The 21932-nt window shown below is 71.6% G+C and carries 24 protein-coding genes and 1 pseudogene; 14 read left to right on the forward strand and 11 right to left on the reverse strand.

Going from position 1 to position 21932, the window contains the following annotated elements:
* Nucleotides 1–50: 50 nt before the first annotated feature.
* Nucleotides 51–344 carry a WhiB family transcriptional regulator gene (locus ABEA33_RS02160; RefSeq protein WP_345524899.1) on the forward strand — a complete coding sequence of 98 codons (294 nt, stop codon included), beginning with the start codon at nt 51–53 and terminating at the stop codon, nt 342–344.
* Here ABEA33_RS02160 and bagB read toward each other — a convergent pair.
* Both bagB and bagA read right to left on the reverse strand, forming a co-directional pair.
* On the reverse strand, nt 334–1527 hold the full coding sequence (gene bagB / locus ABEA33_RS02165; RefSeq protein ID WP_345524932.1) for an ArsA family ATPase: 1194 nt from the start codon (nt 1525–1527) through the stop codon (nt 334–336). The genes ABEA33_RS02160 and bagB overlap by 11 nt on opposite strands.
* A 25-nt stretch (nt 1528–1552) precedes the next feature.
* Nucleotides 1553–2566, reverse strand: a complete 1014-nt coding sequence (gene bagA / locus ABEA33_RS02170) for an ATPase BagA (RefSeq protein ID WP_345524900.1) — start codon at nt 2564–2566, stop codon at nt 1553–1555.
* A gap of 89 nt (nt 2567–2655) precedes the next feature.
* On the opposite strand from bagA, the gene ABEA33_RS02175 reads away from it, so the two are divergent.
* From ABEA33_RS02175 to ABEA33_RS02185, 3 genes are all read left to right on the forward strand, one after another.
* Nucleotides 2656–3432, forward strand: a complete 777-nt coding sequence (locus tag ABEA33_RS02175; protein WP_345524901.1) for a CoA transferase subunit A — start codon at nt 2656–2658, stop codon at nt 3430–3432.
* Nucleotides 3429–4067 (forward strand): CoA transferase subunit B, encoded by a 639-nt coding sequence (locus ABEA33_RS02180; RefSeq protein WP_345524902.1) that lies wholly within the window; start codon nt 3429–3431, stop codon nt 4065–4067. Before ABEA33_RS02175 ends, ABEA33_RS02180 begins: the two co-directional genes overlap by 4 nt.
* A 67-nt stretch (nt 4068–4134) precedes the next feature.
* A complete protein-coding gene (locus tag ABEA33_RS02185; protein ID WP_345524903.1) occupies nt 4135–4587 on the forward strand; it encodes a sigma-70 family RNA polymerase sigma factor family protein in 453 nt (150 codons plus the stop codon).
* On the opposite strand, the gene ABEA33_RS02190 is transcribed toward ABEA33_RS02185, so the two are convergent.
* On the reverse strand, nt 4565–5944 hold the full coding sequence (locus ABEA33_RS02190; RefSeq protein ID WP_345524905.1) for an MFS transporter: 1380 nt from the start codon (nt 5942–5944) through the stop codon (nt 4565–4567). The two genes, ABEA33_RS02185 and ABEA33_RS02190, sit on opposite strands and share 23 nt — an antisense overlap.
* A gap of 74 nt (nt 5945–6018) precedes the next feature.
* On the opposite strand from ABEA33_RS02190, the gene ABEA33_RS02195 reads away from it, so the two are divergent.
* Both ABEA33_RS02195 and ABEA33_RS02200 read left to right on the forward strand, forming a co-directional pair.
* Entirely contained in the window at nt 6019–6696 is a 678-nt protein-coding gene (locus tag ABEA33_RS02195) for a VOC family protein (RefSeq protein WP_345524906.1), read from the forward strand.
* A 198-nt stretch (nt 6697–6894) separates the two neighbouring features.
* Complete coding sequence (locus ABEA33_RS02200) at nt 6895–7713, forward strand: sigma-70 family RNA polymerase sigma factor (RefSeq protein WP_345524907.1); 819 nt, start codon at nt 6895–6897, stop codon at nt 7711–7713.
* A 98-nt stretch (nt 7714–7811) separates the two neighbouring features.
* Here the strand turns inward: ABEA33_RS02200 and ABEA33_RS02205 are convergent, their stop codons facing one another.
* The 4 genes from ABEA33_RS02205 to ABEA33_RS02220 all read right to left on the reverse strand — a co-directional run bounded on the left by ABEA33_RS02205 (nt 7812) and on the right by ABEA33_RS02220 (nt 12817).
* Nucleotides 7812–10229: an FtsX-like permease family protein gene (locus ABEA33_RS02205; RefSeq protein WP_345524908.1), complete on the reverse strand. Its 2418-nt coding sequence runs from the start codon at nt 10227–10229 to the stop codon at nt 7812–7814.
* Nucleotides 10226–10942 (reverse strand): ABC transporter ATP-binding protein, encoded by a 717-nt coding sequence (locus tag ABEA33_RS02210; RefSeq protein ID WP_345524910.1) that lies wholly within the window; start codon nt 10940–10942, stop codon nt 10226–10228. Before ABEA33_RS02210 ends, ABEA33_RS02205 begins: the two co-directional genes overlap by 4 nt.
* 64 nt (nt 10943–11006) lie before the next feature.
* On the reverse strand, nt 11007–11675 hold the full coding sequence (locus ABEA33_RS02215; RefSeq protein ID WP_345524911.1) for a response regulator: 669 nt from the start codon (nt 11673–11675) through the stop codon (nt 11007–11009).
* On the reverse strand, nt 11672–12817 hold the full coding sequence (locus tag ABEA33_RS02220; protein ID WP_345524912.1) for a sensor histidine kinase: 1146 nt from the start codon (nt 12815–12817) through the stop codon (nt 11672–11674). The genes ABEA33_RS02215 and ABEA33_RS02220 overlap by 4 nt, the downstream gene beginning before the upstream one ends.
* A 91-nt stretch (nt 12818–12908) precedes the next feature.
* Between ABEA33_RS02220 and sp36 the strand changes: the two genes are divergently transcribed.
* The 4 genes from sp36 to ABEA33_RS02240 are packed head-to-tail and all read left to right on the forward strand — an operon-like array spanning nt 12909 to nt 15220.
* Nucleotides 12909–13067 carry a Sp36 family protein gene (gene sp36, locus ABEA33_RS02225; protein WP_186347541.1) on the forward strand — a complete coding sequence of 53 codons (159 nt, stop codon included), beginning with the start codon at nt 12909–12911 and terminating at the stop codon, nt 13065–13067.
* Nucleotides 13068–13083: 16 nt separating this feature from the next.
* Complete coding sequence (locus ABEA33_RS02230; RefSeq protein WP_345524913.1) at nt 13084–13548, forward strand: RidA family protein; 465 nt, start codon at nt 13084–13086, stop codon at nt 13546–13548.
* Nucleotides 13545–14414, forward strand: a complete 870-nt coding sequence (locus ABEA33_RS02235) for an NUDIX hydrolase (protein ID WP_345524914.1) — start codon at nt 13545–13547, stop codon at nt 14412–14414. The genes ABEA33_RS02230 and ABEA33_RS02235 overlap by 4 nt, the downstream gene beginning before the upstream one ends.
* Nucleotides 14411–15220: an MBL fold metallo-hydrolase gene (locus ABEA33_RS02240; protein WP_345524916.1), complete on the forward strand. Its 810-nt coding sequence runs from the start codon at nt 14411–14413 to the stop codon at nt 15218–15220. Before ABEA33_RS02235 ends, ABEA33_RS02240 begins: the two co-directional genes overlap by 4 nt.
* Nucleotides 15221–15413: 193 nt before the next feature.
* Here ABEA33_RS02240 and ABEA33_RS02245 read toward each other — a convergent pair.
* Nucleotides 15414–15611: pseudogene (locus tag ABEA33_RS02245) on the reverse strand (sigma factor); the annotation flags it as partial.
* Nucleotides 15612–15747: 136 nt separating this feature from the next.
* Nucleotides 15748–16425 (reverse strand): Crp/Fnr family transcriptional regulator, encoded by a 678-nt coding sequence (locus ABEA33_RS02250; protein ID WP_345524918.1) that lies wholly within the window; start codon nt 16423–16425, stop codon nt 15748–15750.
* 167 nt (nt 16426–16592) lie between these two features.
* Between ABEA33_RS02250 and nth the strand changes: the two genes are divergently transcribed.
* From nth to ABEA33_RS02270, 4 genes are read left to right on the forward strand one after another with little or no spacing between them, the layout of a single operon-like run.
* Nucleotides 16593–17303, forward strand: coding sequence for an endonuclease III (gene nth / locus ABEA33_RS02255; RefSeq protein ID WP_345524920.1), 711 nt, complete (start codon nt 16593–16595; stop codon nt 17301–17303).
* A complete protein-coding gene (locus ABEA33_RS02260; protein WP_345524921.1) occupies nt 17300–17905 on the forward strand; it encodes a TlpA family protein disulfide reductase in 606 nt (201 codons plus the stop codon). Before nth ends, ABEA33_RS02260 begins: the two co-directional genes overlap by 4 nt.
* Before the next feature lie 5 nt (nt 17906–17910).
* Nucleotides 17911–18645: an NUDIX hydrolase gene (locus tag ABEA33_RS02265; protein WP_345524922.1), complete on the forward strand. Its 735-nt coding sequence runs from the start codon at nt 17911–17913 to the stop codon at nt 18643–18645.
* A complete protein-coding gene (locus ABEA33_RS02270) occupies nt 18642–19817 on the forward strand; it encodes a MarP family serine protease (protein WP_345524924.1) in 1176 nt (391 codons plus the stop codon). The genes ABEA33_RS02265 and ABEA33_RS02270 overlap by 4 nt, the downstream gene beginning before the upstream one ends.
* Before the next feature lie 104 nt (nt 19818–19921).
* Here ABEA33_RS02270 and ABEA33_RS02275 read toward each other — a convergent pair whose 3' ends face one another.
* Both ABEA33_RS02275 and nhaA read right to left on the reverse strand, forming a co-directional pair.
* Entirely contained in the window at nt 19922–20341 is a 420-nt protein-coding gene (locus tag ABEA33_RS02275; RefSeq protein WP_345524926.1) for a phage holin family protein, read from the reverse strand.
* A gap of 22 nt (nt 20342–20363) precedes the next feature.
* Entirely contained in the window at nt 20364–21683 is a 1320-nt protein-coding gene (gene nhaA, locus ABEA33_RS02280) for a Na+/H+ antiporter NhaA (RefSeq protein WP_345524927.1), read from the reverse strand.
* Between the last annotated feature and the right edge of the window lie 249 nt (nt 21684–21932).

Genomic DNA, 21932 nt, shown 5'->3' on the forward strand with positions numbered 1-21932 from the left:
CACGCCATGGGGGCGCTGCGTTCTCGGGTTCCGATGTGGGGACATCACTTATGTGGGTTGAAGATTGGGCGAGCGCGGCGGCATGCCGCGAGTCACAGCCGGACCAACTGTTCGTGCGAGGCGCGGAGCAGAACAAGGCAAAGCAGCTGTGCTCCGGCTGTCCGGTGCGGACGGAGTGCCTCGCAGAGGCACTCGACAACCAGATCGAGTGGGGCGTCTGGGGTGGGATGACCGAGCGGGAGCGCCGTGCGCTGCTGCGTCGTCGTCCGAACTCCTCGTGGCGCACCGTGCTCGAGGCGGCACGCGCCAAGGACGGCACGATCGTGCCGGCCGTCAGCGTCTGACGTCAGCGAGCAGTTCGCCGACTCTGCGGAGGCCGGCGAGGTCGTGGACGTCACCCGGCAGCGCCGGTACGACGGCCGTCGGCACCTGCGGGTGCGCGGCGGCGAAGCGCGCGCGCAGCCGCTCCTCGCGCTCGCCGATGCGGGACTGGTCGGCGTGCAGGCGCAGCAGCCCCGCGGTCAGCGACTCCGGGTCACGCTGACGGAGCCGGGTCGCCGCCGCCATCGCCTCGTCGGCGGACAGGGTGCCGCGCGGCTCGGGGCTGGCCCGGTTCACGATCAGCCCTACGAGCGGCATGTCGTCCTCGGCGAGGCGCTCGACGAAGTACGCCGCCTCGCGCAGGGCGTCGGGCTCGGGGGCGGCCACGACCAGGAACGCCGTACCGTCCGCCTGCAGCAGCTCGAAGGTCTTCTGCGCGCGCTGCCGGAACCCGCCGAAGAGCGTGTCGAACGCCGCGACGAAGGTCTGCATGTCGCGCAGCACCTGGGTGCCGAGGATCTTGTTCAGGGCGCCCGTGATCAGGCCGAGCCCGGCGGTCATCATCCGCGCTGGGCCCTTCGCCGGGGTGAGCAGCAGTCGGATGAACCGGCCGTCGAGAAAGCTGGAGAGCCGCTCGGGCGCGTCCAGGAAGTCCAGCGCCGAGCGCGAGGGCGGGGTGTCGACCACGATCAGGTCGTAGGTGCCGTCGCGCTGCGCGTCGGCGTGGATCTGGCCGAGCTTCTCCATCGCCATGTACTCCTGGGTGCCCGAGAACGAGCTGGAGAGCGCGATGTAGAAGGGGTTCTCGAGGATCTGACGCGCCTTCTCCGGAGCGGCCTGGCTCTCGACCACCTCGTCGAAGGTGCGCTTCATGTCCAGCATCATCGCGTCGAGCCCGCCGCCCTTGCGGTTGCCCTTGCCATTGGTGCGCAGACCGGTGACCGGCCGCGGGGTGTTGTCGAGCTGCTCGATCCCCATGGACTGCGCCAGCCGCTTGGCCGGGTCGATGGTGAGGACGACGACCTTGCGGCCGCGCTCGGCCGCGCGCAGCGCGAGCGCCGCCGAGGTGGTGGTCTTGCCGACGCCACCGGAGCCGCAGCAGACGATGATGCCGATCCCGCGGTCGTCGATCAGCGCATCGACGTCCATCGCGGGGGCCGGGCCGGGGCGACCGGCGAGCGGGCCGACGCGGGGGCGGGACTTCATCCGGGTGGTCTTCATGCCGGGCTCCTCATGCAAGGCCTTGGTGCTTGAGGGCGGCGGCCAGCTCGTAGAGGCCGCCGAGGTCGACGCCTCCGGTCAGGCGGGGGAGCTCGTACGTCGGTCGCCCCAGCCCGGCGACCACCTCGTGCTGGGAGTCCTCGAGCGCGCGTCGTACGGCGTGGTCGTGAGCCTCGGCGACCAGGCCCTCGACCAGCCCCTCGGTGGAGTCCACGCCGACCTCCTTCAGGTCGGCCGCGAGACGGGCGGTGTCGAGCCGACCGGCGAGGGCCGCTTCGAGGTCGGCGGCAGCGATGTCGCGCGAGCGGACCTGGTTGACGATCACCCCGCCGACGGGCAGCCCCGCCGCGGCCAGGTCCGAGATGCCGTCCGCGGTCTCCTGCACCGGCATCTCCTCGAGCACCGTCACCAGGTGGACGGCGGTGCGGGGAGAGCGGAAGAGCGTCATCACCGTGTCGGACTGGCTCTTGATCGGGCCGACCTTGGCGAGACCCGCCAGCTCGTCGTTGACGTTGAGGAACTGGGTGATCCGCCCGGTCGGCGGTGCGTCGAGCACGACGGCGTCGTACGTGATCGCGCCCTTGTTGCGGCTGTTGCGCTGCACGGCCTCGAAGACCTTGCCGGTGAGCAGCACGTCGCGGACGCCGGGGGCGATCGTGGTCGCGAACTCGATCACGCCGAACCGGTCGAGCGCCCGGCCGGCGCGGCCGAGCTTGTAGTACATGGCGAGGTACTCCAGCAGGGCCGACTCCGCGTCGATGTGGAGGGCGTGGACGACACCGGGTGCCCGGTCCTCGTGGCTCAGCCCGGTCGCGATCCGGCGCTCGGCGTACGGCAGCGGGTCGACGTCGAACATCCGGGCGATGCCCTGGCGGCCCTCGGCCTCGCACAGCAGCACCTGCTTGCCGTGGGAGGCGAGTCCGAGCGCTAGCGCGGCGGCGACCGTCGACTTGCCGGTGCCGCCCTTGCCGGTCACGACGTGCAGACGCACGCGCGACCAGTCGGCTGTGCTCGGCCCGGACATGGACCGAGGGTAGCCAGGAGAGCCGCGCCCCTAAACTCCATCGGGAGGCAGGTCACATCCAGGAGCCCCAGTGGTGGAGGAGAGCGTTCGTGGACAAGGTGGTGACGTCCGCTGCTGAGGCGGTCACGGACATTCCGGACGGCGCGACGCTGTCGGTGGGCGGGTTCGGGCTGTGCGGGATCCCGTCGGTGCTGATCCAGGCGTTGCTCGAGGCCGGGACCACGGACCTGGAGGTGGTGTCGAACAACTGCGGTGTCGACGACTGGGGCCTGGGCCTGCTGCTGGCGCGGAAGCGGATCCGGCGGATGGTGTCGTCGTACGTCGGGGAGAACAAGGAGTTCGCCCGGCAGTACCTGGCTGGTGAGCTGGAGGTGGAGCTGACCCCGCAGGGGACGCTGGCCGAGCGGATGCGGGCGGGTGGGACGGGGATCGCGGCGTTCTTCACCGGCACCGGTGTCGGCACCCAGGTGGCCGAGGGCGGGCTGCCGTGGAAGTACGACGCCGCCGGCAACGTGGTCGTGTCATCCCCGGCGAAGCAGACCCAGGTCTTCGAGACCGCCGAGGGGCCGAAGGAGTTCGTGCTGGAGCGGGCGATCGTGGCCGACTTCGGGCTGGTGCGGGCCTGGAAGGGCGATCGGCACGGCAACCTCGTCTACCGCCAGTCCGCGGGCAACTTCAACAACCTCGCGGCGATGTGCGGACGGGTGACGGTCGCGGAGGTCGAGGAGCTGGTCGAGCCCGGCGAGATCGACCCGGCGCAGGTGCACACGCCGGGGGTGTTCGTGCACCGGGTCGTGGCACTGACCCCGCAGCAGGCGGCCGACAAGCGGATCGAGAAGAGGACTGTGACGGAGGTGGGCCGATGAGCTGGACGCGCGAGGAGATGGCCGCGCGGGCGGCCTCGGAGCTGAGCGACGGGTCGTACGTGAACCTGGGGATCGGGTTGCCGACGCTGGTGCCCAACTACGTCCCCGAGGGGGTGGAGCTGGTGCTGCAGTCGGAGAACGGGGTGCTCGGTACGGGTGCCTACCCGACCGAGGACGCGGTCGACGCGGACCTGATCAACGCCGGCAAGGAGACCGTGACGCTGCGGCCGGGGGCGTCGATCTTCGACTCGGCGACGTCGTTCGGGATGATCCGGGGCGGCAAGATCGACGCCGCGATCCTGGGGGCGATGCAGGTCTCGAAGACGGGTGACATCGCGAACTGGATGATCCCCGGGAAGATGGTCAAGGGCATGGGCGGGGCGATGGACCTCGTCAACGGTGCCAAGCGGGTGATCGTGCTGATGGAGCACGTCGCCAAGGACGGCTCGTACAAGATCGTCGAGGAGTGCTCGCTGCCCTACACCGGCCGCGGCTGCGTCCAGCGGATCATCACCGACCTCGCCGTCATCGACGTCATCCCCGCAGCAGAAGGTGGGGGACTGAAGCTCGTCGAGCTCGCCCCCGGCGTCACCGAGGACGAGGTTCGCGAGAAGACCGAGCCCGGGCTCGTCTAGCGCCTGTATTCACTCCTCGGCCTGTGTCAGTGGCTCCGGCTGCGCCGGAGCAGGGCCGTTCGCGGACGTGGCCGATGCCGTGGGACGTACGCCGGAGGCGGTGCGCCAGCTCGCCCGCCGGGCCCGCCAGCACGTCGCAGCCGGTACGCCGCAGGTCGCGGTCGACGCCGGCACCCACGACCGGGTCGTCGGGGCGTTCCTCGGCGCCGCCGCCGGGGGAGACCTGGCCGGGCTGGTGCGGCTCCTCGACCCGTCCGTCGTCTTCACGAGTGACGGCGGCGTCGTCAACGCCGCCCGGCGGCCGGTCCTCGGACCTGACAACGTCGCCCGCTTCATGGCCGGGATCGCCCGCAAGGACGGAGGGGTGGAGCTGGTCGAGGTCAACGGCCGCACCGGGGTCGCGTTCCGCGTGGCCGGCCGGCTGCACTCGATCGTCTCGTTCACCGTCGACGGGGGTCAGATCACCCGCATCGACATCGTGCTCGCGCCGGACCAGCTCAGTGCGGTGCCGGGTCACTGACGCGAGCATCGGTCCGCGACGCCGTGACGACGCCCAGCACTGCGATGCCGGCCGCCAGCATGAAGACCGAGACGAACGGGTCGGCGCCCGCGCGGGTGGCCACCCCGAACACGATGCCCGAGAGGGACAGCGCGAGCGCGCCGCCGAGCGAGTCGGCGATGGAGAGCGCCGAGGAGTTGAAGCCTCGGTCGGCGTCTGTCGAGGCGGCGAGCATCGCCACGCCGGTGCGTGGGTAGCCGAAGCCCATCCCCGCGCCGGAGACGACGTACGCCGCGACTGCCAGCACCGGGGACGCGTGACTGAGGATGACCGCCAGCAGCGCCGCCGTCCCGGCGAGCACCAGGGCGACGCCGCAGCGCATCGCGGTGACATCGGAGACCCGTGCGCCCAGCCGCGCCTGCACCTGGCTGGCAGCCGCCCAGGTGACGCCAACCGCGGTCAGCGCGAGGCCGGCCGTGCCGGCGGTCAGGTCCCAGCGGTCCTGCAGCACGAAGACGATGTAAGCCTCGGAGCAGAAGAACGACGCGCTGAGCAGACCGCGGGTGCCGATCACCGCGGGCAGGCCGCGCCGCGCGACCAGCGACCCGGCGGGCAGCATCCGGCGCAGGGAGAGGAAGACCAACCCGAGAGCGAGGACGGCGAGGAGCCCGATGCTCCCGCGTCGCGAGCCGACCAGCTCGAGGGCGAGCACCGCAGTCGCCGCGACGATCGCCCAGACCAGTCGTGAGCGGGGCGTCTCGCTCCCGCCGTCGCGGCGTTCGAGGCCGCGAAGCGCCGGCACGATCAGCAGGGTGGAGGCCGCGACCAGCGCGACCGCACCGAGGAAGACCCAGCGCCAGCCGACCGCCTGAGCCACGAACGCGGCCAGCGCGGGCCCGAACAGCGACGGCAGCACCCATGCGGCGGCGAAGCTGGCGAAGACCGCCGGCTGCAGGGCCGCCGGGAAGACCAGCCCGATCATCACGTAGAGACAGACGGTCAGCGCGCCGCCGCCGAGGCCCTGGAGGACCCGGCCCGCCACGAGGACCTCCATCGACGGCGCGGTGCCGCAGACGACCAGGCCGAGCGAGAACAGCACCAGCGCGGCGGCCAGCGGGCCGCCCGGACCGTGCCGGTCGCTGCGGGCGCCGGCGGCGACCATCCCGACGACGCCGCTCGCGAGCGGAGCCGCGAACGACAGGGCGTACAGCCCGATGCCGTCGAGCTCGCGGGCCACACCCGGCATCACCGTCGTGACCGCTGTCGCCTCGAACGCCACGAAGACGACCAGCGCGAACATGCCGATCGTGGTGGCGGCGTACGTCGGGGAGAGCAGACGCGGGCGGGGCGTCACCTCGGGATCGGCGGTCAGGGTCACGGGCAGACCGTAGAACCTCAACTCGGGTTGAGGTCAATCTGGTTGGAACTGAGCCGGCCGGACATGATGGCGAGATGAGTGCCCCGATCGCCCGGTTCAAGGACCTCTGCATCGACGCAGTCGACCCGGTCCTGCTCGGCCGTTTCTGGGCCGACCTGCTGCGACTCGACCTCGAGCAGCGTGCGGATGGACTGGTCCTGCTCACCGGGGCCGACCAGGCATCGACGATCTGGGTGAACCCGGTGCCGGAGCCCGTGACGGTCAAGCAGCGGGTGCACCTCGACGTGCACGTCGCCGATGTCGCCGACGCGCTCGCGCTCGGGGCGACCCCGCTGGACCTCGACTCGTTCGCGTGGAAGGTGCTGCGCGACCCGGAGGGCGGTGAGCTGTGCGTGTTTCCCCGCGAGAAGGTGCCGGCCCGCCGGCTCTACGAGATCGGGATCGACTGCGCCGACCCGGCCGGTCTCGCTGCGTGGTGGGCGGGCCTGATCGGCGGCCGGTGGGAGCTCGACGAGGAGGACGGCTGTGCGAGCCTGGCGGAGATCCCGGGCGCGCCGTTCGAGAGTCTCGTGTTCGCCCACGTCCCCGAGCCCAAGACGGTCAAAAACCGCATCCACTGGGATGTGGCCACCACCGACCTCGGACTGCTCACGGCGTACGGCGCTCAGGTGCTGCGTTCCCCGGACGATGAGGTGGTCTGGACCGTGTTGGCGGACCCCGACGGCAACGAGTTCTGCGCCTTCGTGAACTGAAACCGTCCGATTCCGTCGACTGACCTGCAAGTTTCGCAAGTTTCCCGCAAGGTGCGCGTGTGGGGGCCGCCCCTAGGTGTCTCGGTAATTGGCATAGCCCGTTTGACCCATTTCGGACACTCCGGCTCACAAAGCTCTCAGGAGCGCGTCAGGATTCCACTTGTGAATCGTTTCGACGGCATGACGAGCCAAAATACAGTGCGCGACTCAGCCGACCCCAGCCTCCTCGCCGAGGAGTACGTGCCCCTGGTGGCGCACCTCGTCCGTGAGCTCTCGGCCCGGATCCCGGCGTCCGTGGACCGCGACGACCTCCGCTCCGCGGGCCTGGTCGCGCTGGTCACCGCCGCACGTGCGTTCGACTCCTCTCTCGGGGTTCCCTTCTCGGCGTACGCGACCACCCGGGTGCGCGGCGCGCTCCTCGATGAGCTGCGCTCCATCGACTGGGCCTCGCGCGCGGTGCGTCGTCGCAGCCGCGACATCGAGGCCACCCGTCAGCGGCTCGCGACCGCCATGGGTGCGTTCCCGGACGACGCCGCCGTGGCGAAGTCCCTCGGGCTGACCACTGCCGACATCGCCCGCACCGACGCGGACGTGTCGCGTGCGGCCGTGCTGCCGCTGCACGGCGCCGACCACTCCATCGCCGACGTCCTGCCCGCTCGTACCCCTGGCCCGGCCGAGGTCGTCGAGCAGGCCGAGCGCCTGGACTACCTCGTCGACGCGATCGAAGAGCTCCCCGAGCGGCTGCGCGCCGTCGTCCGCGGCTACTTCCTCGAAGAGCGTCCGATGGCGGAGATCGCCGCCGAGCTCGGGGTGACCGAGTCCCGGATCTCCCAGCTCCGCGCCGAAGCCCTCGTGCTCCTGCGTGGCGCCCTCGCTGAGGCCCTCGAGCCGCACCTGGCGGAGGGCTCCGGCGACGCGGCCGGCATCGTGGCTCGCCGCCGTGCGACGTACGCCGCATCGGTCGCCGCCCGTCATGCCGCCCGTCGCGGGGTCCCGGTCGCCGAACGCTCCGCCTGATCGCTCTCGGGCGGCTGTGTCGGGGTCGTCCCTGACGTTTCGGGCCTTCGGGAACGCTGCCAGACCATTCCATCAGGGACTACCCCTTCACGGGCCCCTCAGTCGAGGCTGAGCCCGGCAGCGGGAGTGACCCGGGCGGCACGCCGGGCCGGCAGGAGTGCCGACACCAGCCCGGCCACGCCGGCGACCACGATCACCGCGGCCAGCTGACCCCAGGGCAGCACCACCGGAGCGGCATCGACCGCCCGCTGCACCAGGGCCTGGACGGCGACCCAGGCGAACGCCACGCCGATCACCGTGCCGAGGACCGTCGCGACCACCGACAGCAGCAGCGCTTCCGCTGCGAGGGTTGCCCGCAGTTGGCGACGGGTGAGTCCGAGGGCGCGCAGCAGCGCGTTCTCCCGGCCTCGTTCGAGCACCGACAGGCCGAGCGTGTTGCCGATGCCGATCAGCGCGATCACCACGGCGATGCCGAGCAGTGTGACCACGGTGGCGGTCAGGATGTCGAGCTGGAGGGTGACCCACGAGCGTTCGCGCAGGCTGTTGACCAGGTCGGCGTCCGCCGACTGCGCGACCGCGTCCAGGTCGCCACCCAGATCCTCCGCGTCGGCGCCGTCGTCGGCCCGCACCCAGACCGCCCACGTGGCGGGGGTCGTGGTCAGACGCGCCAGGGTCGTCGGTGCCACGACCGCGGCCTCGCCCCAGCCCGAGCCACCGCGGACCCGCAGCTCTGCCGACCGACCGTCCACGCGCACGGTGACCCGCCCGCCGGAGCTGAGGCCGTCCAACAGGTCGTCCGGGAGCCAGATGTCCCCAGGTCGTGGCGTGGCCATGCCGGGGGCACCACGCGTCACGCCGTCGGTACCGCTCGGCGCGACGAGCGGCATCCGCCCGGCGCCGGAGATGCTGCCGACGGCACCGTCCAGCGCGACCGCGGAGGAGACACCCGGCACCGCCTGCACCCGGTCGACCACGTCGGCCGCCAGCGGCGCATCGGTCCCGGTGAGCGTCAGGTCGACCGGGTGGTCCCTGTCGAGATCCTCGTTGACCGCGCTGCGCGAGCTGGCCAGGCCGACCAGGACGGCGGTGGTCAGGGTGACCCCGACGAGCAGCGAGGCCGTGGTGGCAGCGGTACGGCGGGGGTTGCGTACGGCGTTCTCGGTCGCGAGTCGGAGCGGTGCCCCGGCGACCCGTCCGAGCAGCCCGCCGACCGCTCGGATCAGCGCGGGGACCAGGACGGGTCCGAACAGCAGCACGCCGCTGAACGACGTGACTCCACCGAGCACCATCGCGACGGCGTTGCTTGCGCTGATCGACAGTGCGAGCAGGCCGACGCCGACGGCGACCGCCGCCACCCCGAGCAGCACCCGCAGCCGTCCCGCGCCGGTGTGGACGCTGGTCGAGTCGTCGGGACGCAGCGCCGCCAGCGGGTTGATCCGGACGACGCGCCGGGTCGGCAGCCAGGCGGCGACGACGGTGACGAGGACGCCGACGACCAGCGCGCCGGCGTACCAACGCAAGGACGGCGTCGGGAAGGCCATGCTGCCGCTGGGCAGCGCGCCCTTTGCCAGCGCGACGAGCCCGTAGCCGAGACCGGTGCCGACCAGGAGACCGAGGGTGGCCGAGACGATCCCGAGCGCGACGGCCTCGACCCGCACCGAGCGCAGGATCTGACGCCGGGTCGCGCCGACGCAGCGGAGCAGCGCGAAGTCGCGGGCGCGCTGTGCGAAGAGGATCGAGAACGTGTTGGCGATGACCAGCACCGAGACGAAGAGCGCGATCGCGGCGAAGACCAACAGCAGGATCGCCAGCACGTTGACCTCCTTGGTCAGCTCGGCCTGGCGGTCCTCGACGAACTCGTCGCGCGGCTGGACGGTGGCACCCGCGGGGAGGGTGCCGGCGAGCGAGGACGAGCCGGGTCCGGCGTACGCGACCGAGTCGACCCATAGGTCGGAGTCGAGCCCGCGCAGGTCGGGCCAGGTCAGGTAGAGCTGGGCGCCGATGCTGGCGGAGGGTGTGTCGACGAGGCCGACCAGGGTCGCCTCGACCGAGCTCCTCCCGGTCCCGATCTCCACGCTGTCACCGATGGCGACGTCGCGGCCCTTGACCGCGTTGACGTCGGCGACGACCTCGCCGGGACCGTCGGGGAGGCGACCCTCGCGGAGCAGCTGCCAGCGCAGGTCCGGGTCCGCGGCGATGCCACCGACGTCGGTGCGGTCCTCGAAGAGGCGGTCACCGACCCGCACCTTCTGCGGCGTCCATCCCAGGACGGCCGCGGAGTCGCCGTCGCGCTCGGCGCGGTCGACGATGCGGGCCGCCTCGTCGGCGTCGACGTCGGTGACCACGACATCGGCGCCGCGGTACGGCACCTCGACGCCGGCGACCAGGCCGGCGCGGGTGGCGTCGGACAGCAGGCTCGTGACGACGATGAAGGAGACGCCGATGACCACCGCGACAGCGGCCGAGATGTAGCGGCGGGTGTGGGTGCGCAACGACGCGCGCAGCACGGTCCTCATCGCGCCGGCTCCGCCACGACCGGGCGTACGTCGGCGGCGAGGCCGTCGGTGATCACGACGACGTCGTCGGCGTACGCCGCCGCGTCCGTCTCGTGGGTCACCATCACGACGGTCTGACCGAGCTCGCGCACGGAGCGGCGCAGGAATCCGAGCACCTCGGCCGACGTCTCGCTGTCGAGGTTGCCGGTCGGCTCGTCGGCGAACACGATGTCGGGCTGCGACACGAGCGCACGGGCGATGGCCACGCGCTGCTGCTGCCCGCCAGAGAGCTCCGAGGGGCGGTGCCCGAGCCGGTCGCGGATGCCGAGCACGTCGACGACCAGGTCGTAGCGCGCCCGCAGCTCCGCGTCGACCCGGCGGCCGGCGAGCTCGAGGGGGAGCAGCACGTTCTGGCCGGCCGTGAGCATCGGCAGCAGGTTGAAGGACTGGAAGACGAAGCCGACGTGCTCGCGCCGGAAGACGGTCAGCGCCGTGTCGTCCATGTCCTGCAGGGCGCGCCCGGCGACGGTGACGGTGCCGGAGGTGGGGGTGTCGAGGCCGGCCAGGCAGTGCATCAGCGTCGACTTGCCGGAGCCGGACGGCCCCATGATCGCGGTGAAGCGGCCGGCGGGGAGGTCGAGGTCGACGCCCCGCAGAGCGTGGACGGCGGTGTCGCCGTGGCCGTAGACACGGGTGAGGTCGCGGGCGCTGGCGGCGAGGGTGGGAGTCGTCATGGCACGACTCTCGCGATCGGGCGGCTCCGGATCGTCAGCCCGTGGACCGGACCCGGCGTACGACTCAGGTCGTACGCACCAGCCCGGTCTCGTACGCCAGCACGACCAGCTGGACCCGATCCCGGGAGGCGGTCTTGGCCAGGAGCCGCCCGATGTGGGTCTTCACGGTCGCCTCGGCGACCACCAGGTCGGCCGCGATCTCGGTGTTGGACCGGCCCCGGCCGACCTGCACGAGGACCTCGCGCTCGCGCTCGGTGAGGCCGGCGAGCCGGTCGTCGGGGACGGTGACTGCGTCCGGCAGTACGGCGGCGAACTGGTCGAGCAGTCGGCGGGTCGTGCTCGGCGCGACGACCGAGTCACCGGCGTGCACCGTGCGGATCGCCGTGAGCAGGTCCTCCGGCAGCGCGTCCTTGAGCAGGAAGGCAGCGGCCCCGGCCTTGATCGCCGCGAAGGCGTGCTCGTCCAGGTCGAAGGTCGTCAGCACCACCACCCGCGGCAGGTCGCCACGGGCGGTGATCGACCGGGTCGCCTCGACTCCGTCCATCCGTGGCATCCGCACGTCCATGAGCACCACGTCGGCGGCCGTCACGGCCAGCTGCTGCACGGCCTCGGCCCCGTCGCCGGCCTCGCCCACGACGCTCATGTCGGGCTGGCTGTCGACGAGCATCCGGAAGCCGCTGCGCACCAGCTGCTGGTCGTCGACGAGGTAGACGCGGATCCGCTCGTCGTTCACAGGGGAAGCCTCGCAGCCACGCGCCAGCCGCCGCCCGCGCGGGGTCCCACCTCGAGCGTCCCGCCGTGAGCGTTCACCCGCTCCCGCATCCCGACCAGCCCGAGACCGCCTCCGTCGGCGACGGCGGCGCCGCGCCCGTCGTCCTCGACCAGCACGGTGACCTCGTCGTCGATCGCGACCACGGCGCGCACCCGGACACCCGGGCCGGCGTGCTTCCTGACGTTGGTGAGCGCCTCCTGGACGACGCGGTACGCCGTGAGCGCGACGCCGTCCGGCACCGGGGTGGCCGGGTCCGGCAGGGTCGCCTCGACGTCCTCGCCGACCACGAGCCCGGCCAGGTCCGCGATGCCGGGCTGCGGGCGGAGCTCGACGCCGTCGTCCGAGCGGAGCAGGCCCAGGGTGTGGCGCATCTCCGTGAGGGACGCGCGGCCGGTGGCGGCGATCGTCTCGAGGGTCGCCGCGGCCAGGTCGGGGTCCTGCGTCGCCGCGTAGCGCGCGCCATCGGCCTGCACCACGATCGTCGACAGCCCGTGCGCGACGACGTCGTGCATCTCGCGGGCGATCCGTGCTCGCTCGTCCGACGCCGCCAGCGCGACCTGCTGGGCGGCCTCGCGCCTGATCTGCTCGCCGCGCTCGACCAGCGCGTCGACGTACGCCCGGCGGATGCGGCCGAGGGTGCCGAGAGCCCAGGCGGTGACGACGACGGCGGTGATGAAGAGGACGTACGACGTGAACGCCGACGGGGTCAGCTGGTCGAACTCGAGCAGCCAGACGTACGACGCCACGAAGGCGCCGGCGATCCCGATGGCGAGCGTGGTCAGACCGGGCCGCGTGGTCGCGAACCGGCCGACCGAGTAGACGGCGACCGGGAACGCGACCTGGCTCCACATCGGGGTGTCGATGAGCACCGCCTGGGCTGCGCTGAACCCGGCGACCAGCGCGAAGACCGCGACGGCGTGACGTCGCCGCCAATAGAGAGGTGCCAGCTGTCCGAAGGACAGGACGAGGCCGGTCCAGCCGACCTCCGTGAACGGCATCGCGAAGGCCGGCAGCAGCAGTGCGGTCGCGAGCGCGACGTCGAAGCACGCCTGGCCGCGCGGGCTGAGCCGCCAGGGCTGGCGGTGCTCGGACGCGGTGCTCACGCAGCGACCCTAGTAGCGGCCGGCGTCGAGCGCGTCCGACCACGGGTGGACGCCGGTGGTGCTCGGGTACTCCCCGAGTAGGGTGCCGAGCATGACGAAGTGGGAGTACCTGACCGCGCCGATCCTCACGCACGCGGCCAAGCAGATCTTGGACAACTTCGGGGCCGACGGGTGGGAGCTCGTGCAGGTCGCGCCCGGCATGAACCCGGAGAATCTGGTGGGCTACTTCAAGCGACCGATCGAGGGGTGAGCCAGGAATGAGTGCAGTGAGTGCTCCCGAGAAGCGGTTGGCCGAGCTCGGGCTCAACGTGCCCGAGGTGCCCAAGCCGGTGGCGGTCTACGTGCCTGCGGTCGCCTGCGGCGACCTGGTCTTCACCTCCGGCCAGCTGCCGATGAAGAACGGCGAGCTGATGCTGACCGGCAAGGTCGGCGGCGAGGTCGCTCCCGAGGAGGCGAAGGAGGCCGCGCAGCAGTGCGCGCTCAACGCGATCGCGGCCGTGAAGTCCATCGTCGGTGACCTGGACCGGGTCGCCCAGATCGTGAAGGTCGTGGTGTTCGTGGCCTCGACGCCCGACTTCACCGGTCAGCCGCAGGTGGCCAACGGCGCCTCGGAACTGCTGGGCCAGGTCTTCGGTGACGCGGGCATCCATGCGCGCTCGGCGGTCGGCGTGCCCGTGCTGCCGCTGGACTCGCCGGTCGAGGTGGAGGTCATCGTGCGGGTCGGCCAGTGAGGATTCCTCTTCCCCCGGTCCCGTTGCCGGACCGGCTGGTCGACGTTGCGCGCGAGTTCGAGGACGGCCGGCAGACGCCGGCAGAGCCCCGCAACGCGGCGACCGTCATCCTGATGCGCCCGTCCGCCCAGGGCCCCGAGGTCTACTACATGCGCCGCCAGGACTCGATGGACTTCGCCGGCGGCATGTGCGTCTTCCCGGGCGGTGGGGTGGACCCGCGCGACTTCGACACCACGGTCGCCTGGGCCGGTCCGTCGCCCGCGGAATGGGCTGCCCGCCTCGGCTGCGACGAGGAGACCGCGCGGGCGCTGGTGTGCGCCGCCGTACGCGAGACGTTCGAGGAGTCGGGCGTGCTGCTGGCCGGTACGTCGGAGACGAACGTCGTCGCCGATACGACCGCCGACGACTGGGAGGCCGACCGGGTCGCCCTCGAGTCGCGGGAGCTGTCGCTGACCGACTTCCTCATCCGGCGCGGGCTGGTGCTGCGCACCGACCTGCTCGGCGTCTGGGACGCGTGGCTGACCCCGATCTTCGAGCCGAAGCGCTACCGCACCTGGTTCTTCGTGGCCCTGCTGCCCTCGGGTCAGATCACCCGCGACGTGTCGACCGAGTCGTCGTCGGTGGAGTGGATCCCGGCCCGGGAAGCCGCCGAGCAGGCCGACGCCGGTGACCTGGCGCTGCTGCCGCCGACGTACCTCACCTCGGTGGAGGTCGGCGAGCACTCGTCGCCCGAGGAGGTGCTCGCGGTCGCCGCGTCGCGGTCGGTGGAGATGTTCACGCCGTCGGTGGAGCCGCTCGGCGAGGGCTGGACGCTGTCGATGCCCGATCGTCTACGGCCGTTGGTGGCGGCCCGGCGGCGACCATGACCGGCTGGAGCGGTGGGTCGTACGGCGAGCGGGGCGAGTGCCTGCTCGCCCCGAACCCCAACATGATGACCCTCGACGGCACCAACACCTGGGTGCTGCGTGAGCCGGGCGCGAGCCAGGTCGTCGTGGTCGACCCCGGACCGGTCGAGGACGGCCACCTCGGGCGCCTGACCTCGGAGCTCGGTGATGTCGGGCTGGTGCTGCTCACGCACCACCACTATGACCACGCCGAGGTGGCCCAGGAGTTCGCCCGGGCCAAGGGCTGCGCCGTCCGAGCCGTCGATCCGGCGTACTGCCTCGACGCCGACCCGTTGCGCGACGGCGAGGACATCACGGTCGACGGGCTGTCGGTGAGGGTGCTGACGACGCCGGGCCACACCGCGGACTCGGTGTCGTTCGTGCTGCCCGGTGACGGTGCGCTGCTGACCGGCGACATGGTCCTGGGGCGGGGTACGACGGTCGTCGCGCACCCCGACGGCCAGCTCGGTCCCTACTTCGACTCCATCTCGCGGATGCGCTCGCTGGTGCTGTCGGGTGAGGTGCGGACGCTCTGGCCGGCGCACGGCCCGGTGCTCGACGACGCCCTCGGCGTACTGGACTTCTACCTGGCGCACCGGCGCGACCGGCTGGCGCAGGTCGAGCGCGCGCTCGCGGAGCTCGGAGTGGTGCTCACCCCGGAGTCCGCCGAGGACGAGTCGCTGCCCCGGCAGGTCGTCGAGGTCGTGTACGCCGACGTCGACGAGTCGCTCTGGGGCGCCGCCGAGACGTCGGTGCGGGCGCAGCTGGCCTACCTGGCGACCCGGTAGCGCCGTAAGAGTCGTCGTAGTCCCAGGAAGACGGCGATCGCTGCTGCGACGCCGAGGCCGATCGCGACGGAGGGTGCGCGCCTCCGACCAGGGCCATTCCGGCTCGGGACGCTCGACGGTCGGCAGGGCCGTGCGCATCAGGTCGGTCGCCAGGGACAGTGAAGGAGATGTTCTGGGTGTACAGGATGCGCCGGACGTAGGGCTCCGGGTCGCCCTGGATCCGGTGCCAGCTCTTGGCCGCCTTGAACAGCGCCGTCTGCACGAGGTCCTCCGCGAGGTGGGCGTCTCCGGTGAGGAGGTACGCCGTGCGCGACAGGGCGGGCGTGCGCGCAACGACGAACGCGCGGAACGTGTCCTCGTCGTACGGCTGCGGCACCTCGCCCCCTTTCACTCCCTCAGACGCGCGCGAGGTGTGATGCGGGGGTCAGCGTGTCCGAACTTCTCGGGCACTTCTTGAACTTCTGGGGCTTTGCAGTGCCCGAGAACCTCGGGGATACCCGGTTAACCGGGTATCCCTGTGCCAGGGCTCAGCGAGCCCGACGCCCCAACCGCTCGGCATCCATGATCACGACCGAGCGGGGCTCGAGACGCACCCAGCCGCGCGACGCGAAGTCGGCGAGCGCCTTGTTGACGGTCTCGCGGGAGGCGCCGACCAGCTGGGCGAGCTCCTCCTGGGTGAGGTCGTGGTGCACGTGGATGCCATCGTCGGCGGTGCGGCCGAAGCGGTCGGCGAGGTCGAGCAGCGCCTTGGCGACCCGGCCGGGCACGTCGGAGAACACGAGGTCGGCCACGACGTCGTTGGCCTTGCGCAGCCGGCCGGCCAGCTGCGCGAGCAGCCCGCGAGCAACCATCGGGCGGCCCTCGAGCCAGCGCAGCAGGTCCTCGTGCGAGAGCGAGGCGAAGGTCGCGTCGGTCACTGCGGTCACGGTCGCCGAGCGCGGGCCGGGGTCGAAGAGCGAGAGCTCGCCGAACATCTGGCCGGGCCCGAGGATCGCCAGCAGGTTCTCGCGGCCGTCCGAGGAGGTGCGCCCGAGCTTCACCTTGCCGTCGAGTACGACGTACAGCTTGTCGCCGGAGTCTCCCTCATGGAACAGCACGTCCCCACGGCGCAGGCGGCTCTCCGCCATCGAGCCGCGTAGGGCGGTGGCGGCCTCGTCGTCGAGCGCGCTGAAAAGCGGAGCTTGACGGAGTACGTCGTTGTCCACGGATCCTCCTCGTGAAGATGACCCGCGAGCGCACGGGTTCCATGCTGATCCTAGCCAGTGGGAAACCTCACAGGGTCACCGGTGTCCGCAAGTCGGTCGCGCGTCGGTCCGGTCGGGAGTCCAGCGCCGAATCCTGGAGTGTCCCCGGCGCGCCGTACGCTAGCGCCGTGCCCGCCCCAGCCACCGAGACTCGCACCGGTCTGGTGCGCCGTGCGCGCAAGATCGACCGGGTTCTCGGCGAGACCTATCCGGACGCGAAGTGCGAGCTCGACTTCGACGATCCCTTCCAGCTGCTGGTCGTCACGGTGCTCTCCGCGCAGACCACGGACAAGCGGGTCAACGCGGTCCGGCCGACCCTGTTCGCGGCCTACCCCGACCCGAAGGCGATGGCGGCCGCCGACCGCGCCACGCTCGAGGGGATCATCGGCCCGCTGGGGTTCTTCCGGGCCAAGACCGAGTCTCTCCTCAAGCTGAGTGCGGCGCTGGTCGCCGACCACGGCGGGCAGGTCCCCGCCAACCTCGACGACCTCGTCAAGCTGCCCGGCGTCGGGCGCAAGACCGCCAACGTGGTGCTCGGCAACGCCTTCGGCATCCCCGGTATCACCGTCGACACGCACTTCGGCCGCTTGGCGCGGCGCTTCGGCTGGACCGAGGAGACCGACCCGGTCAAGGCCGAGCACGCCGTCGGCGCCCTCTTCGAGAAGCGCGACTGGACGATGCTGAGCCACCATCTGATCTGGCACGGTCGCCGGGTCTGCCACAAGCAGAAGCCCGCGTGCGGCGCGTGCACCGTCGCCAAGTGGTGCCCGTCGTACGGCGAGGGCCCGACCGACCCCGAGGTCGCGGCCAAGCTGGTGAAGACCGAGGGTCGAGCATGAGGCGTCTCCTCCCGGCCGCGCTCGTGGCGGTCGTGCTGCTGCTGAGCGGCTGCGACGCCGACGACATCCCGTCGCCGGGCGACGCGAAGATCGACGTCGACACCCCGTCGCTGCGCAACCTCAAGACCGAGGCCGGCATCGCCGACTGTGTGCCGGGCAGCGCCGAACCCGTCGACGGCGGGCTCCCCGACCTCACCTTGCCGTGCCTCGGCGGCGGGTCCGACGTCGACCTGGCCAGTCTGCAGGGCCCGGTGATCGTGAACCTCTGGGCGTCCTACTGCGCGCCCTGCGTCAAAGAGATGCCGGCCCTCCAGGAGTTCTCCGAGAAGTACGGCGACCAGGTCCCGGTCATCGGGGTGGACTACCAGGACCAGCAGCCGAAGGCCGCGCTCGAGCTCGCCCGCAAGTCCGGGGTGACCTATCCGCTCCTCGCCGACCCGGGCGGCGACCTCAACGCCAACGACCCGATCCCGGTGATCCGCGGCATCCCCATGTTCTTCTTCGTCGACGCCGACGGCCAGGTGACCGTCGTCCCGGGTGGGATCGAGTCCGCCGACGAGCTCGTCGAGCTGGCCGACGAGCACCTCGGGACCCACCTGTGACTGGCGTGGACTCTGAGGATCCAGGGGCGGACCTCCCAGACTGGCTGCGGCCCGTCGAACAGGCGGCCCGCGACATCGAGGCCTCCGACCTGACCCGGTTCGTGCCGCCGCCGGGTGGCGACGCCCGCCGCGGCGCCGTACTCATGCTCTTCGGCGAAGGACCTCAGGGCGGCGAGCTGCTGCTCACCGAGCGCGCCCACGACATGCGCTCGCATCCCGGTCAGGTGTCGTTCCCCGGTGGCTCCGTGGATCCGGGGGAGGACGTGGTCGAGGCCGCTCTGCGGGAGGCGAAAGAGGAGGTCGGCGTCGATCCGAGCTCCGTCACGGTCTTCGGCCGGCTGCCCGAGCTATGGCTGCCGCCCAGCAACTTCGCCGTCACGCCGATCCTGGGCTGGTGGAGCGCACCCACGGAGGTCTCCGTGGTGAGCCGGGCCGAGGTGCACGCGATCCACCACGTGCCGCTGGCCGAGCTGGTCGACCCGGAGCACCGGGTCACGGTCCAGATGCCGATGGGCGACTACCGGAGCCCGGGCTTCCTGATCGGTCCAGACCACGACGTGATCCTCTGGGGTTTCACGGGCGGCATCATCGCCCGGCTGCTGGACTTCCTGGGCTGGGCCGTCCCATGGGACGAGTCACGGGTGCGCGACCTGCCGTCGTACATGTTCACTGGGCGCGAGCGACGCGCCGCCGCACTGCTCGACATCGACGACGACCAACGCAGAGGGGGTGCCCGGTGAACCTGCTCGACTGGCTGCTCGTCGTCCTGGTCCTCGCCTACGCCCTCTCCGGCTACTGGCAGGGCTTCATCACCGGCGCCTTCGCCACGACCGGGCTGTTGCTCGGTGGGCTCTTCGGCGTCTGGCTCGCCCCGACCGCGCTCGGCGACGCCGATCCGTCGGTGTGGGTCTCGCTCGGAGCGCTGTTCATCGTGATCCTGGCCGCCTCGCTGGGGCAGGCGGTCTTCCAGTTCGTCGGGTCCCGGATCCGAGACAAGATCACCTGGCAGCCGGTGCGCGCGGTCGACGCCGTCGGGGGTGCCCTGCTCAGCGCGGTGGCGGTCCTGATCGTCGCGTGGGCGCTGGGGGTGGCGATCTCGGGCTCGCGGATCGGCGGCATCACCCCGCTGGTGCGCGAGTCCGCGGTGCTCGCCAAGGTCGATGGCACGCTCCCGGACACCGCTGACGGTGCGCTGCAGGCGTTCAACAACGTAGTCGGCACCAGCTTCTTCCCGCGCTACCTCGAGCCGTTCGCGCCCGAGCGGATCGTCGAGGTCGGCCCCGGACCCAAGCGCCTGCTCCGCGACCCCGATGTCGAGCGCGCGGCGGCCAGCGTGGTCAAGATCCGCGGTGGCAACTCCTGTGGCCGCGGCGTCGAGGGCTCCGGCTTCGTCTACGCCCAGAACCGCCTGATGACCAACGCGCACGTCGTCGCCGGTGTGGACGACCCCGAGGTGGTCATCGGCGACTCGACGCTGGACGCCGACGTCGTCTACTACAACCCGGACGTCGACGTCGCGGTCCTCGCCTTCGACAGCGGCGACACCGACACCTTGAAGTTCAACCGCAGCGCCGGTGCCGGCACCGGCGTCGCCGTCCTCGGCTACCCCGAGGACGGTCCGTACGACGTACAGCCCGGCCGGATCCGGTCGCAGCAGCGGCTGCGCTCCCCGGACATCTACGGCAACGGCACGGTCATCCGCGACGTCTACTCCCTGCGCGGCCTGATCCGGCCCGGCAATTCCGGCGGACCGATCGTCGCCTCGTCCGGCGACGTCGTCGGCGTGGTGTTCGCCGCATCGGTCAACGATCACGACACCGGCTACGCGCTGACGGCCGACCAGGTCTCGAAGGCGGCCGCGGCCGGCCTCACCAGCTCGGAGGCCGTCAGCACCGGTGACTGTGCAGGCTGAGGTCGACTCTCGGCTCACCGGGTCTCGACACGCCGGTCGCGACTTCGTTCCTCAGTCGCGCGGCTTGCTCGACCACCATCGGCGGATCTGCTGGCGCGTCTCCGCTAGTGCTGACCCTTCAAAGCCTTCGGAATCTCTCGACCCTGCTCGATCGCCTTCTCCGGTGCGCGCACCTTCTTGACGCTGCGGACGCCGAGGAAGACCAGCAGTGCGGCGACCAGCGCGTAGAACCCGAAGACGATCAGGAACGCCCAGTGCAGGGCGAGGCCGTCGCCGTTCCAGTTGATGAAGTACGCGATCGAGACCGACAGCATGATCACGGCCAGCACCAGCAGGAAGACGGCGCCGGCGAACATGCCGACGCCGATGCCGCCGGCCTTGACGCTGACCTTCAGCTCGGACTTCGCGAGCTGGATCTCCTTCTGGACCAGCGTGGAGATGTCCCGGGTGGCGTCGTGGACCAGCCGGCCGATGGTGGGGTCGCCCTCGCCAGTGGAGGGGGTCAGGGGCTGGTTGTTCGCCATGCGCGTCACCCTACAGAACCTGTCAGTCGGTCTCGTCGTCGTGTTGGTGGACGTCGGGTACCCCGTCCCCGTCGTCGTCACGCTCCTCGATCTCGGCCACCCGGCGGTAGGTCCGGTTGCGGCTCCGGAGGACCACTGTCGCCAGCAGCACGGCGGTGAGCGAGCCGAGGAGCACGCCGACCTTGACGTGGTCGTCGGCAGCGCTGCCGGTGCCGAACGCGAGCTCTCCGATCAGCAGCGACACGGTGAAACCGACGCCCGCCAGCATCGACATCCCGATGACGTCGATCCAGCTCAGCTCGTCGTCGAGCTCGGCCCGGGTGAAGGTCGCCAGCAGCCAGGTGGCACCCGCGATGCCGACGGGCTTGCCCACGACCAGACCGCAGATGATGCCGAGCGCGATCGGGTCGGTCAGCGCGCTCCGCAGCCCGTCCAGCCCGCCGACGGTCACCCCGGCGGCGAAGAACGCGAAGATCGGTACGGCGACGCCCGCCGAGATCGGCCGGGTGAGGTGCTCGAGGTGCTCGGCGAGGCCCGGCCCGTCGCGGCCGTCGATCCGGCGTACGGGCACCGTGAACGCCAGCACCACCCCGGCCACGGTCGCGTGCACGCCGGAGGAGTGGACGAGCGTCCAGGCGACGAGGGCGATCGGGACGAGCAGCCATCCCGAACGGATCCGGCGTTGCACGAGCACGGCGAACAGGCCGATCGGGAGCACCGCCAGCCCGAGGTAGTCCAGGTGCAGCTCCTCGGTGTAGAAGAGCGCGATGATCGTGATCGCGAGGAGGTCGTCGACGACCGCGAGGGTGAGCAGGAACGTGCGCAGGCCGACGGGGAGGTGCGTGCTGATCACCGCAAGGATCGCGACCGCGAAGGCGATGTCGGTCGCCGTCGGGATCGCCCAGCCGTCGAGCGAGCCGTCGGCGCCGAGGTTCCAGAGCACGTAGACGACGGCCGGGGTGGCCATCCCGCCGACGGCGGCCACGACCGGGAGCGCCGCCCGTCGCGGGTCGCGCAGGTCGCCCGCGACGAACTCGCGCTTGAGCTCGAGCCCGGCTACGAAGAAGAAGATCGCCAGCAGCCCATCCGCCGCCCAGGTGCCGAGCGTCAGGTGGAGGTGCAGGGCCTCGGGTCCGACGGCGTAGTCGCGCAGGTCGTAGTAGGTCTCCGACCACGGCGAGTTCGCCCAGACCAGGGCGACCGCTGCGGCCGCGATGAGCAGCAGGCCGCCGGTGGTCTCCGCGCGGAGGACCTCCGCCGTCCGGGACCGCTCGAGCCAGGTGCCGCGGGTGAAGAGGCGCGGCCCGGGGCGGCGTCCGGGTGGAGGTACGGCGTCGGACACGGTGCTCCTTCAGGGGTGGCTGGCAGTCCTGCCGACCAGACTTCCCGGCGCACCTGGGGCCACCCTACAAGCGCCAGCGGTCGGGGTCGTCAGCCGAAACCTGCGGACACGCCGTTGCTGCAACGGCGTGTCCGCAGGTTTCCCCGGGCGGCCGGGGAAACCCGCCAGCCCGGCGGTCAGTCCTCGCCCTTGCCGGCGTCCTCCTGCTGCTTGATCAGGTCCATGACGGTGGAGTCGGCGAGGGTGGTG

It is taken from the genome of Nocardioides endophyticus (assembly GCF_039543845.1).
GTDB lineage: Bacteria > Actinomycetota > Actinomycetes > Propionibacteriales > Nocardioidaceae > Nocardioides > Nocardioides endophyticus.